Annotated in this window: 9 protein-coding genes; 8 read left to right on the top strand and 1 reads right to left on the bottom strand. The window is 62.1% G+C overall.

Annotated elements, in window-relative coordinates; translation table 11 throughout:
- Nucleotides 1–103 precede the first annotated feature (103 nt).
- Entirely contained in the window at nt 104–2038 is a 1935-nt protein-coding gene (locus tag WBB95_RS08510; protein ID WP_424487176.1) for a BCCT family transporter, read from the bottom strand.
- Between the two features lie 391 nt (nt 2039–2429).
- Between WBB95_RS08510 and betI the strand changes: the two genes are divergently transcribed.
- From betI to dbpA, 8 genes are all read left to right on the top strand, one after another.
- Nucleotides 2430–3023, top strand: a complete 594-nt coding sequence (betI, locus tag WBB95_RS08505; RefSeq protein WP_424487174.1) for a transcriptional regulator BetI — start codon at nt 2430–2432, stop codon at nt 3021–3023.
- 109 nt (nt 3024–3132) lie between these two features.
- Nucleotides 3133–4605 (top strand): betaine-aldehyde dehydrogenase, encoded by a 1473-nt coding sequence (betB, locus tag WBB95_RS08500; protein ID WP_094949545.1) that lies wholly within the window; start codon nt 3133–3135, stop codon nt 4603–4605.
- Between the two features lie 143 nt (nt 4606–4748).
- Nucleotides 4749–6452 (top strand): choline dehydrogenase, encoded by a 1704-nt coding sequence (gene betA, locus WBB95_RS08495; protein ID WP_424487173.1) that lies wholly within the window; start codon nt 4749–4751, stop codon nt 6450–6452.
- A gap of 207 nt (nt 6453–6659) precedes the next feature.
- Nucleotides 6660–8102 (top strand): TldD/PmbA family protein, encoded by a 1443-nt coding sequence (locus tag WBB95_RS08490; RefSeq protein WP_424487172.1) that lies wholly within the window; start codon nt 6660–6662, stop codon nt 8100–8102.
- Complete coding sequence (locus WBB95_RS08485; protein WP_424487171.1) at nt 8102–9418, top strand: TldD/PmbA family protein; 1317 nt, start codon at nt 8102–8104, stop codon at nt 9416–9418. Before WBB95_RS08490 ends, WBB95_RS08485 begins: the two co-directional genes overlap by 1 nt.
- A 349-nt stretch (nt 9419–9767) precedes the next feature.
- Nucleotides 9768–10658 carry an alpha/beta fold hydrolase gene (locus WBB95_RS08480; RefSeq protein WP_424487170.1) on the top strand — a complete coding sequence of 297 codons (891 nt, stop codon included), beginning with the start codon at nt 9768–9770 and terminating at the stop codon, nt 10656–10658.
- A 35-nt stretch (nt 10659–10693) separates the two neighbouring features.
- The gene (gene mdtD / locus WBB95_RS08475; RefSeq protein ID WP_424487169.1) at nt 10694–12121 is read left to right on the top strand and encodes a multidrug transporter subunit MdtD; all 1428 of its coding nucleotides are present in this window, start codon (nt 10694–10696) and stop codon (nt 12119–12121) included.
- 130 nt (nt 12122–12251) lie between these two features.
- Nucleotides 12252–13589 (top strand): ATP-dependent RNA helicase DbpA, encoded by a 1338-nt coding sequence (gene dbpA / locus WBB95_RS08470; RefSeq protein WP_424487175.1) that lies wholly within the window; start codon nt 12252–12254, stop codon nt 13587–13589.
- Nucleotides 13590–13652 lie beyond the last annotated feature (63 nt).

The raw sequence follows: 13652 nt of genomic DNA, 5'->3' as shown, positions 1-13652 counted from the left end.
GGTGAATTCACTACCGCTATCGCAGGCAAGCCAGCTCCCACATTTGATCTCTATTTCGACCTAAAAAAAGCGGCGCCAGTGACGGCGCCGCTCGGTTCAACACTCAGCTATAGACACGGCCAAGGAGCTGCCGATGGCTTTCAAACTGATCGAGCACGTCCCGGGTGATCTGCTCTTGGGCAAAGCCCATCAGGTCGTATTCCTGAGCCCCGTTGTGCAGGTACACCTCGGCCCGGTAATACCGCGTGCGCTCTTCTTCAGGGAGGTCGCTCGGCGCCGACGAGTAAGCATCCAGGCTCACTTCGTAGACAAACGGGTTGCCCTCTTCCATCTCGATACGCACACCGATGCAGCGCTTGGATTTGCCCAGCAAGGTCTGCACCTGCAGCCCCTGCTCGCGCAATGCAACCGCCGCCTCTTCAAGCGCCGGCGTGACGTGCTTGTCCATGAAGCGCTGCACGGTGCCCTGGCTGGGTTGCAGGTCCAGCGCGGTCAAACGCTCGCTGAAACCACGACGGCCGCGCTCAGCCAATTGCGCCTGCTCCTGTTCGATAGCCACGTCTTGGCGCATCGCCTTGTGCAAACCGAACATGAACAAAATCAGCACCACCGAAAACGGCAGCCCCGCCAGCACCACCATGGTTTGCATGGCTTCGAAGTTACCGGCAAACAGCAAGCCGATGGTCACCAGGGTGATCACCGCCGACCAGAAAATGCGCAGCCAGTGCGGCGCATCCTCATCGACGTTGCCGCCTTTGCAGGAAAGGTTGGCCATCATCACCGCGCCGGAGTCCGCCGGGGTCAGGAACAGCACAAAGCCGACGAAGATCGACACGCCGATAACAATTTTCGACGCCGGGTAATGCTCAAGCAGCTGGTAGATGGCCATCGACGGTTGTTCCAGCGCCGTCTTGCCCAACTCCACCGCCCCGTGGTTCAGCACCAGGTCCAGCGCCGAGTTGCCGAAGATCGACAACCACGCCAGGGTGAAGCCCAGCGGGATCAGCAGCACGCCGGCCACCAGTTCACGCACCGTGCGACCACGGGAAATACGCGCGATGAACATGCCCACGAATGGCGCCCAGGAAATCCACCACGCCCAGTAGAACAGGGTCCACAGGCCCATCCAGCGCTCGGTCTTGTCGGCGTCGCCCTCATACACATAGAGGTCGAAGGTTTTCAGCACGATGCCGTTCAAGTAGTCGCCGGTGTTCTGCACCAGGCCATTGAGCAGGTGCAGGGTCGGGCCGAACAGCAGCACGAAGATCAGCAAACCGCTGAACAGCACGATGTTGAGGTTGGACAGGCGGCGAATGCCGTTTTCCACGCCCGACACGGCGGCGATGGTCGCCACGGTGCTCATCACGATGATCACGATCAGCAGGTTGGTGTTGCTGTGCGCCATGCCGAACAGGTTTTCCAGCCCGGACGACACCTGCATCGAGCCAATGCCCAAGTTGGTCACCAGGCCAAGCAAGGTCACGAACATGCCAAAACCATCCACCGCATGGCCGGCCGCGCCCTTCACCCAACGCTCGCCCACCAGCGGGTAGAGCGCCGAACGCAAGGCCAGCGGCTGGTTATGCCGGTACGCGAAGTACGCCACGGCCAGGCCGACCAAGGCGTAGATCGCCCAGCCATGCAGGCCCCAGTGCAGGAAGGTCAGCTGCAAAGCCTGGCGCGCCGCGCCATTGCTGGCGGCTGCGCCTTCGGGCGGGTTGAAGTAGTGGTCCAGCGGCTCGGACGCGCCGAAATACAGCAACGAGATGCCGATGCCCGACGAGAACAACATGCCGGCCCAGGCGCCGTAGCTGAAGTCCGGGGTGTCATCCTTGCTGCCCAGTTTCAACTTGCCGTAGGACGAAAACGCCAGGCCGACCACAAACACGAGGTAGGCGGCGATGACCACCATGTAGTACCAGCCAAAGCTTTTCGAAAGCCAGGCCTGTGCTACGCCGAGCATGCGCCCGGCCTCCTGCGGGGCGATGATCAGAATGGCGGTCAACAACAGAATCAGCGCGGTGGAGGTGTAAAACACCCAACCGTTGACCCGTACCTTTTCCGGCGGGGTCTTTATAAGAGAGGCAGAACTCATGGCGCAGATGCTCCAGGCAGTGCGAGAGAGAAACACAAGGCAGCGGTTATCCCGGAACATCGATTTTTCGGCAGTCGACGGACGGGTGTTATAAAGACACCCCGAAAATTCTTGAGCCGCGCCGAAGCGCTGCCCAGGCCCTGATACGGCCTGTTTCAAGGGTTTTTGCAGGTGTCAGATGTCGCTGCTTGAACGTAGGAAATTTCTGTAAGCAGCGACGATTTGTCGCAGAGCTTATTCTTTGTTGATTGAACGTTCAATCAAAACAAAATAGACTGGCCTCCAAGCCGACGAACGTTTACGCCCGTCGGCAGGCCTAAGGAAGAGGTGCTACATGCCCAAGGTCGGTATGCAACCCATACGCCGCCAGCAGTTGATCGAAGCCACCTTGACGGCCATCGATCAGGTCGGAATGGGAGATGCCAGCATTGCGCTGATCGCCCGTTTGGCCGGTGTTTCGAACGGCATCATCAGTCACTACTTTCAGGACAAGAACGGCCTGATTGCCGCGACGATGCGGTACTTGATGAACGTGCTGATCGAGAACGTCCACGAACGCCGGCTCGCGCTGACCGAAGACAGCCCCCGTGCCCACCTTCAGGTGATCATCGGCGGCAACTTCGACGCCAGCCAAGTCAACGGCCCGGCAATGAAAACCTGGCTGGCCTTCTGGGCCACCAGCATGCACCACCCGTCTTTGCACAGGTTGCAGCGGATCAACGATCACCGTCTGTATTCCAACCTGTGCTGCCAGTTCCGCCGGGTGCTGCCGCTGCCTGAAGCACGCAGCGCAGCCCGAGGCCTGGCAGCGTTAATCGACGGTTTGTGGTTGCGCGGCGCCCTGTCGGGAGACGCTTTCGACACGGAGCAGGCGCAACGGATCGCTTACGAATACATGGATTTCCAATTGGCCAAGCAGGTGAGTTAGAGCACACATAACCGCTCAACCCCTGAACGTCTGCCGCTCAGTGTTGCCACAACCCCATGGCCCACTGTCGGCGGGTACCGCCAACCACTTATGCACTTGCGAGGACTTTATGGCCCGTTTCGAACTGCAAAAACTCTACATTGACGGCGGCTACAGCGACGCTGGCAGCGATGCCACCTTCGAAGCCATCAACCCGGCTAACGGTGAAGTTCTCGCCCAAGTGCAACGCGCCACCAAGGAAGACGTTGAACGCGCCGTGGTCAGCGCCGAAAAAGGCCAGAAGATCTGGGCCGCGATGACCGCCATGGAGCGTTCGCGCATCCTGCGCCGTGCCGTCGACATCCTGCGCGAGCGCAACGATGAGCTGGCCGCGCTGGAAACCCTGGACACCGGTAAAGCCTTCTCCGAAACCCAATACGTCGACATCGTCACCGGCGCCGACGTGCTGGAATACTACGCAGGCCTGGTGCCGGCCATCGAAGGCGAGCAGATCCCGCTGCGCGACACCTCCTTCGTCTACACCCGCCGCGAGCCGCTGGGCGTGGTGGCCGGTATCGGCGCATGGAACTACCCGATCCAGATCGCCCTGTGGAAATCCGCACCGGCCCTGGCCGCCGGTAACGCGATGATCTTCAAGCCAAGCGAAGTCACCTCGCTGACCACCCTGAAACTGGCCGAGATCTACACCGCCGCCGGCGTTCCGGACGGCGTATTCAACGTATTGACCGGCAGCGGCCGTGAAGTCGGCACCTGGCTGACCGAGCACCCGCGCATCGAGAAAGTCTCATTCACCGGCGGCACCGACACCGGCAAGAAAGTCATGGCCAGCGCTTCGAGCTCTTCGCTCAAGGAAGTGACCATGGAACTGGGCGGCAAGTCGCCGCTGATCGTGTTCGAAGACGCCGACCTGGATCGCGCGGCCGACATCGCGATGATGGCCAACTTCTACAGCTCCGGTCAGGTCTGCACCAACGGCACGCGCGTGTTTGTGCCCAAGCACCTGCAAGCGGCCTTCGAAGCCAAGATCGTTGAGCGTGTTGCGCGCATCCGCGTCGGCGACCCGCAAGACGAAAACACCAACTTCGGCCCGCTGGTCAGCTTCGCCCACATGGAAAGCGTGCTCGGCTACATCGCCAAAGGCAAGGAAGAAGGCGCCCGCGTCCTGTGCGGCGGCGACCGCCTGACCGACGGCGCATTCGCCAAAGGCGCCTACGTGGCCCCGACCGTGTTCACCGACTGCACCGACGAGATGACCATCGTCCGTGAAGAAATCTTCGGCCCAGTGATGAGCATCCTCACTTACGAGACCGAAGAAGAAGTGATCCGCCGCGCCAACGACACCGACTTCGGCCTCGCTGCCGGCCTGGTGACCAAGGACCTGAACCGCGCCCACCGCGTGATTCATCAGTTGGAAGCGGGTATTTGCTGGATCAACGCCTGGGGCGAGTCCGACGCCAAAATGCCGGTCGGCGGCTACAAGCAATCGGGTGTCGGCCGTGAGAACGGCATCAGCTCGCTGAACAACTTCACCCGCATCAAATCGGTACAGGTTGAGCTGGGCGATTACGCCTCGGTGTTCTAAACCCGAGCCTTGTATTGCCCGCGAGGCCGTCATCGCGGGCAAGCCCGGCTCCCACATTTTGACCCTGTGAACCCGATCAAATGTGGGAGCTGGCTTGCCTGCGATGGGGCCCGACCTGACCATCTCCAAAGAGGGTGCATTCAATGTCCCAAGAATACGATTACATCATTGTGGGTGCCGGCTCCGCCGGTAACACCCTGGCGACCCGTCTGACTGAAGACGAAGGCGTCACCGTCCTGCTGCTGGAAGCCGGCGGCCCGGACTACCGTTTTGACTTCCGCACGCAAATGCCGGCCGCCCTGGCGTTCCCGCTGCAAGGCCGTCGCTACAACTGGGCCTACGAAACCGATCCAGAGCCACACATGGATGGCCGCCGGATGGAATGCGGTCGCGGCAAGGGCCTGGGCGGCTCCTCGCTGATCAACGGCATGTGCTACATCCGCGGCAACGCCATGGACTACGACAACTGGGCAAAACTGCCAGGGCTTGAAAACTGGACGTACCTGGACTGCCTGCCGTATTTCAGAAAAGCTGAAACCCGCGACATCGGCCCGAACGACTACCACGGTGGCGACGGCCCGGTCAGCGTGACCACGCCGAAAGCCGGCAACAACCCGCTGTTCCACGCCATGGTTGAAGCCGGCGTACAGACCGGTTACCCGCGCACCGACGACTTGAACGGTTACCAGCAAGAAGGCTTCGGCCCGATGGACCGTACCGTCACGCCAAAAGGCCGTCGCGCCAGCACCGCACGCGGTTACCTGGACACGGCTAAAAAGCGTTCGACCCTGACCATCGTCACCCACGCCCTGACCGACAAAGTGCTGTTCGAAGGCAAGCGTGCGGTTGGCGTGCGTTACCTGATCGGCGCCGCCGAAGAACGCGTTGAAGCCCGCGCGCGCAAAGAAGTGCTGGTGTGCAGCGGCGCCATCGCGTCGCCGCAACTGCTGCAGCGCTCCGGTGTTGGCCCGGCCAAACTGCTCGAAAGCCTCGACATCCCGGTGGTCCACGACCTGCCTGGCGTCGGCGAAAACCTGCAGGACCACCTTGAGCTGTACCTGCAATACGCCTGCACCCAACCGGTGTCGCTGTACCCGTCGCTGCTCTGGTACAACCAGCCGGCCATCGGTGCCGAATGGCTGTTCAACGGCACCGGCATCGGCGCCAGCAACCAATTCGAAGCGGGCGGTTTTATCCGTACCCGTGAACATTTCGATTGGCCGAACATTCAGTACCATTTCCTGCCGGTGGCGATTAACTACAACGGCAGCAACGGCGTGAAAGAGCACGGTTTCCAGGCGCACATGGGCTCCATGCGTTCGCCGAGCCGTGGTCGCGTGCACCTGAAGTCGAAGAACCCACGGGACTACCCGAGCATCCTCTTCAACTACATGGCCACCGAGCAGGACTGGCAGGAATTTCGCGATGGCATCCGCCTGACCCGTGAAATCATGCAGCAGCCGGCACTCGACCAATACCGTGGCCGCGAAATCAGCCCGGGCATCGACGTGCAAACCGATGAGCAACTCGACACGTTCATCCGCGAACACGCCGAGACCGCGTTCCACCCGTCCTGCTCGTGCAAGATGGGCGACGACGACATGGCTGTGGTCGACGGCGAAGGCCGCGTGCATGGCATGCAGGGTCTGCGTGTTGTGGATGCGTCGATCATGCCGATCATCACCACCGGCAACCTGAACGCGCCGACGATCATGATCGCCGAGAAAATCGCCGACAAGATCCGTGGCCGCCAGCCATTGCCGCGCAGCACCGCCGACTACTACGTGGCAGGCGATGCGCCAGTGCGTGGCAAGCCGATGCGTGAAGTGGGCCCGACTGCGCAGTAACTGATACACCGCGGTGCTCCCTTCGCGAGCAAGCCCGCTCCCACATTTTGACCGTGTGAACCCGATCAAATGTGGGAGGGGGCTTGCTCCCGAAGAGGCCCGACCAGACACTACAAACCCCCTCCCCTACACTTTCCTTGATCAGCTCCCCAGCCCAGGCCTACTCTTGTTGCCTGCCCGCGCCGAGCCGCCCACAAGGAAGGCCCCATGTTCGACCACCACGCCGCACTCAAAAAGCATTTCAGTGCCCTGCGCACCACCGCCGAATTTTTCTCGCTGCGTTACGTGCGCGAGTCCGGCCAATACCTGTCGGTCCGCAAGAACGTCGCCGAGCCTCCCCACCTGAACCACGACGAAGGCGCCATGCTCACCGTGCGTCTCAACGGGGTGGAAGCCTACGCCGCGACCAACGACATTTCCCTTGCCGGCCTGCAAGCCGCCCTTGAGCGCGCTGAACAGCAAGCCCGCCAGATACGGCCCCACGCCTTGCTCGACCTGCGCGACCAGCCGGTGTCCAGCGACGTCGCCGACTACCTGTCACCCGACCTCGACCAACCCTTCCCGTCCTTGAGCGAGTGCTACCAATTGCTCGGCAGCGAGTCGGCCGCCGTGCCCAAGGACGAGCGCCTGGTGAACTGGGAAGTCAGCCTTGGCCTGACCCACGTCGAGCAGATCTACCTCAACAGCGCCGGCGCCGAACTGCGCCAGGCCCAGCGTTTTGTATTCCCTGGCGTCAACGTCACCGCCTATGACGGCAATGACAGCCAGACCCGCACCCTGGGCGGCAGCAACTTCGGTCAGCAAGGCGGTTTTGAGGTCATCAGCCGCTTCGGCCTGGCAGGTGCCGCGCCGCGCATCGCCGACGAAGCCCTGCAACTGCTGCTCGCGCCGAACACACCCCACGGCCCGCGCGACCTGCTGTTGATGCCCGACCAGATGATCCTGCAGATCCACGAATCCATCGGCCACCCGCTGGAACTGGACCGCATCCTCGGCGATGAACGCAATTACGCCGGCACCAGTTTTGTGAAGGCCAGCGACTTCGGCCACCTGCAATACGGCTCGCCGCTGCTCAACGTGACCTTCGACCCGGACATCCCCGAACAGCTCGCCAGCTACAGCCATGACGACGACGGCACCCAGGCCAGCAAGCAATACCTGATCCGCGAAGGCCTGTTGCTCAAGCCACTGGGTGGCGCATTGTCGCAGTTTCGCTCGGGCATGAGCGGCGTCGCCAACAGCCGTGCCAGCAGTTGGAACCGCCCACCAATCGACCGCATGGCCAACCTGAATATCGAGGCCGGCGACAAAAGCCTGGCCCAGATGATTGGCGGCATTGAAAACGGCATCCTGATGTCGACCAACCGTTCGTGGTCCATCGACGATGCGCGCAATAAATTTCAGTTCGGCTGCGAATGGGGCCAACTGATCGAGAACGGCGAACTCAAGGGCGTGGTGAAAAACCCCAACTACCGTGCGATTTCCGCGCAGTTCTGGCGCAACCTCAGCGCCGTCGGCGACGCCAGCACCTTCAAGGTGTTGGGCACGCCGAACTGCGGCAAAGGCGAACCTAACCAGGTGATCCGCGTGGGTCATGCTTCGCCCGCCTGTGTGTTCAGCAATGTCGACGTATTTGGGGGAGATGCCTGATGAACAATTTCAAGGCACTGGTGGAATGGCTCAAGCAAGCCATCACCGACACGGAACAATTTCACCTGGGCTACGCCGACGAAGCGTCCGAATTCGTGCGTTTCAACCACGCGCAAGTGCGCCAGGCCGGGCAGGTGCAACAGGCCAGCCTCAACCTGAAACTGATCAATGACGGCCGTCACGCTGACCTGGGCATCACCCTGTCCGGCGACGCGGCACTCGACCGCCAACGCCTGGCCGATGGCCTGCAACAACTGCGCGAAACCTTGCCGCTGCTGCCGCAGGACCCGTACCTGCTGCTGAACCACAACGCCTGGCAAAGCCACAATGAACAGACCCGGCCGTTGCCTGAACTGGATCAGGTGCTGGCAGACATCCGCCACGCGGCAGACGGTGTCGACCTGGTCGGGTTCTACGCCGCAGGCCCGATCAGCCGAGGCTTTGCCAGCTCGGACGGCGCGTTCGGCTGGCACCGGGCCAACAGCTTCAACTTCGATTTCAGCCTGTTCCACGCCAATGGCGAAGCGGTGAAAGCCAGCTACGCCGGGCACACCTGGAACAGCGCCGAGTTCGCCGCGCGCTTCCAGCAGGCCCGCGAGCAACTGGCGTTCCTTGGCCGCCCGCTGCACAAGCTGGCACCCGGCCAATACCGCGCCTACCTCGCCCCGGCAGCGCTGGAAGAAATCATCAGCATCATCACCTGGGGTGGTTTTTCCGCCCAGGCCATCGCCAGCAAAGGCAGCTCGCTGCAAAAACTGTATGCCGGTGAACAGGCGTTGAGCCCGCTGGTGACCGTCGACGAGCGTATCAGCGGCTCCCTCAGCCAGGCGTTTTCGACGGAGGGTTACCCGCGCGGTGACGTCACGCTGATCAAGGACGGTGCTGCGTGCGGCCAGTTGATCAACTCGCGCAGCGCCGCCGAATACGGCCTGAGCACCAACGGCGCGAGCAGCGATGAATCCCCGAGCGCCTTGCAAGTCGCGCCGGGCGCCCTGGCCCAGGCGGATATCCTCAAGCAATTGGGCACCGGGCTGTACATCAGCAACCTGTGGTACCTGAACTACTCCGACCTGCCCGCCGCGCGCCTGACCGGCATGACCCGCTTCGCCACCTTCTGGGTGGAAGACGGCGAGATCAAGGCGCCGGTCAGCACCATGCGCTTTGACGACAGCGTCTACAATTTGCTCGGCGCGCAGCTGGAAGCCCTGACGGCTGATCGGGAACTGCTGTTGTCGGCGAGTACCTACAGCCAGCGCAATACCGCCTCCAATTTGCTGCCGGGGGCCTTGGTAAAACGCCTGACGCTGACCTTGTAGGCACCCTCTATACTTGTGGGAGCGGGCTGGCTGTGATGAGCTGGCTTGCGCTGTGGTGAGCGGGCTTGCCCCGCGCTGGGGTGCGAAGCAGCCCCCTTTGGTCCTGCAAGCCAGCTCCCACACACATCAGCTCCCACTCAAGCCTGTTCCCACACAGGCTCATACTGATTTCAGACACCGCATTTAGCCCCCTTCCTACCGCCAAATCCTATCTAACACTTCTCCCGCTGCGGCCGGTTGTCGCCCGTAAAAAACCTCGATATAACGGTTAGTGGCATCCCGCCATCTAACCCACGTGCCCGCACGTGTGCACGACCTTGCCCGGGATTGGGCAAGCTGGAGCGTTGACATGAACCATGGAAGTTTTGTCATTGAAAAGCTGTTCAAGCACTACAACGTTCACGTAGAGCAACTGGGTAACCATCCGGAAAAGAAAACGGTGCTGATGGTCAACGGCGCGCTGTCCACCACCCGCTCGTTCGCCCGCACCAGCAAGTGCCTGGCCGAACATTTCAATGTGCTGCTGTTCGATTTGCCGTTCTCCGGCTATTCCCGCGAGCACAACACCGACCTCGACCTGGTGACCAAGGACGACGAGGTGCAAATGCTGCGTGCCCTGGTGGAGCGCTTCCAGGTCAACCACTTGGTGTCGGCCTCTTGGGGCGGCATCTCGACCTTGTTGACCCTGGCCCACAACCCGCCCTCCATCGAAAGCTCGGTGGTGATGGCCCTGGCGCCCAACCTCAACCACGCCATGCTCGACTATGTGGAACGCGTGCGCGTGCTGATCGAGGCCGACGACAAGTCTGCCGTCGGCCACTTGCTCAACGAGACGGTCGGCAAATACCTGTCACCACGGCTCAAGCGCAATAACCATCGGCACCTGTCGAGCATGGCCACCACCGAATACCGCCAGGCGCGCTTTCACATCCACCAGGTGCTGGGCCTGGGTGATGGCAACTACCTGCCGGCGCTGAAGCAGATTGAAACACCGGTGCATTTCCTCAACGGCACGCTGGACGAATACACCCCGGCCGCCGAAGCCCAACTGTTCAAGCAATACGTGGGCCGCAGCTCCTTTGCCGTCGCCGAACACACGGGCCATTTGCTTGACCTGGAGTCGCGCGAAGCCGCCTTGTCGGTACACCGGGCGCTGTTGGATTTTCTGGTGGGCGAGCACGCAATGCTGTCGGAATTAGACGAACCGCCAGTGGGAAAAGGGGCGACGGATGGCGCATAATCGCCGACACATAGCCTGCTAACAAAAGGGTTCACATGCCGAATCGCGCCCCTCTCGATGCCAAGACCGCCCGCTGGCTCCCCTGGGTGGTGGCGATTGCCTTCTTCATGCAGTCGCTGGACGGGACGATTCTCAACACCGCCCTGCCGGCCATGGCCCGGGACCTCGCGGAAAACCCGCTGCGCATGCAAGGGGTGGTGATCGCCTACATGCTCACCGTCGCCTTGCTGATCCCGGCCTCGGGCTGGGTCGCCGACCGCTTCGGTACCAAAAAGATCTTCTTCGGCGCCATCATGCTGTTCAGCATTGGCTCGCTGCTGTGCGCCCTGTCCAGCAGCTTGACCATGCTGGTGGGCGCGCGGGTGATCCAGGGCCTGGGCGGCGCACTGATGCTGCCGGTCGGGCGGCTCGTCGTGCTGCGTGCTTACCCGCGCTCCGAGCTCGTACGAATCATGGGTTTCATCACCATTCCCGGCCTGCTCGGCCCGTTGCTCGGCCCGACGCTGGGCGGCTGGATGGTGCAATACCTGACCTGGCACTGGATCTTCCTGATCAACCTGCCGGTGGGCATGGTCGGCTGCTACGCCGTGTGGAAGCTGATCCCCGACCTGCGCGGCAGCGAGCGCACGCGCTTTGATAGCGTGGGTTTTTTGCTGTTTGGCGCGGCGATGGTGCTGATCACTATCGCCATGGAAGGCCTGGGCGAACTGCACCTGCCGCACCTGCGCGTGATGTTGCTGCTGTTCGGCGGGCTGGCGTGCCTGGCGGCGTATTGGCTGCGCGCCGGGCATATCGATAACCCGTTGTTCTCGCCGGTGCTGTTCAAGACCCGCACCTTTGCAGTGGGCATCCTCGGCAACCTGTTTGCGCGGCTGGGCAGTGGCGCGCTGCCGTTCCTGGTGCCGCTGCTGTTGCAGGTGGCACTGGGTTACTCGCCGTCGGAAGCCGGGATGAGCATGCTGCCCCTGGCGGCGGCGGCGATGTTTGCCAAGTCCGTCGCCCGCACACTGATCGAGCGCCTGGGCTATCGGGTGGTGCTGACCGGCAACACCTTGTTCCTCGGCATCATGCTGGCCAGCATGGGTTTGGTCAGCGAGCACACGCCCTACCCGCTGCTGCTGTGCATGCTGGCGATTCTGGGCGCGATCAACTCGCTGCAATTTACCGCGATGAACACCGTCACCCTGATCGACCTCGACGACGCCCAGGCCAGCAGCGGCAACAGTTTGCTCTCGGTGGTGGCGCAGTTGTCCCTGAGCCTTGGGGTCGCGTGTGCCGGTGCGCTGCTCGGCGGCTTTACCGCCGAGGCCGGCAACGACGGTGTGGAAAGTGTGCTCGGAGCCTTCCAGTTGACCTTCCTCACGGTGGGCATCATGGCGATGCTGGCAGCGGCGATCTTCCTGCAACTGTCGCCCACCGACGGCAAACGGGTGGTCAGCCGCGAGCACGATATCGAGCATTAACAGGCTTCCCGTCTAGAACTTGCAGGGAAAATCCTGCGGGACTGGTACACTGCGCAACATTTTGTTTTGCAGAGCCAGTCCCGTGACTACCATCGCCACCGCTTTTAATACTTTGCCCCTGTCCGCCGCCATGCTGGCTAACCTCGACTCGCTGGGTTATGTCGAGATGACGCAGATCCAGGCGCAAAGCTTGCCGGTGATCCTCAAGGGGCTGGACCTGATTGCCCAGGCCAAGACCGGCAGCGGCAAGACCGCCGCCTTCGGCATCGGCCTGTTGAACCCGATCAACCCGCGCTACTTCGGCTGTCAGGCGCTGGTGATGTGCCCGACGCGTGAACTGGCTGACCAGGTCGCCAAGGAAATCCGCCGTCTGGCGCGCGCCGAAGACAACATCAAGGTACTGACCCTGTGCGGCGGCGTGTCCCTCGGCCCGCAGATCGCCTCGCTGGAACATGGCGCCCACGTCATCGTCGGCACCCCGGGCCGTATCCAGCAGCACCTGCGCAAAGGTTCGCTGGTGCTGGACGGTTTGAACACGCTGATCCTCGATGAAGCCGACCGCATGCTCGACATGGGTTTCTACGACGCCATCGAAGACATCATCAGCAAGACCCCGCCACGCCGCCAGACCCTGCTGTTCTCGGCCACTTACCCGGTGAGCATCAAGCAGTTGGCGTCCAAGTTCATGCGCGCGCCGCAGCAAGTGAAGGCCGAAGCCTTCCACTCCGACGACCAGATCGAACAGCGTTTCTTCGAGATTTCGCCGGAAGAACGCATGGACGCCGTGACCAAGGTGCTGGCGCATTTCCGCCCGGCCTCCTGCGTGGCGTTCTGCTTCACCAAGCAGCAAGTGCAGGAAACCGTCGACCACCTGACGTCCAAGGGCATTTCCGCCGTCGGCCTGCACGGCGACCTGGAACAGCGTGACCGCGACCAAGTGCTGGCGATGTTCGCCAACCGCAGTACTTCGGTGCTGGTCGCTACCGACGTAGCCGCCCGTGGCCTCGACATCGACTCGCTGGACATGGTGATCAACGTCGAACTGGCGCGCGACTCGGAAATCCACATCCACCGTGTAGGCCGTACGGGCCGCGCCGGTGAGACCGGCATCGCCATCAGCCTGGTGGCGCCGTCCGAAGCGCACCGCGCCCAAGCGATTGAGCAACTGCAGAAGTCGCCGCTGAACTGGGACCAACTGGACAACCTCAAGCCGCAGAGCGGTGGCCCATTGCTGCCAGTGATGAGCACCCTGTGCATCGCCGCCGGCCGTAAAGACAAAGTTCGCCCAGGCGACATACTCGGCGCACTGACCGGTGAAGCCGGCATCCCGGGCGCCCAGGTCGGCAAGATCGCGATTTTTGACTTCCAGGCCTTCGTGGCGGTGGAACGCGGGATCGCCAAGCAGGCGTTGCAGCGCTTGAACGACGGCAAGATCAAAGGCCGCTCGTTGCGCGTGCGGATCCTGTAAAAATACCGTGTTCCCGTTGAGGGAACCGAATCAATGTGGGAGCTGGCTTGCCTGCGATAGCGG

Origin of the sequence: Pseudomonas sp. (assembly GCF_049645325.1) — a bacterium.
In the GTDB taxonomy this organism is placed as follows: Bacteria; Pseudomonadota; Gammaproteobacteria; order Pseudomonadales; family Pseudomonadaceae; genus Aquipseudomonas.
Note: the sequence above shows the minus strand (reverse complement) of the source record. Positions and strands in the feature narration are given on the sequence as shown.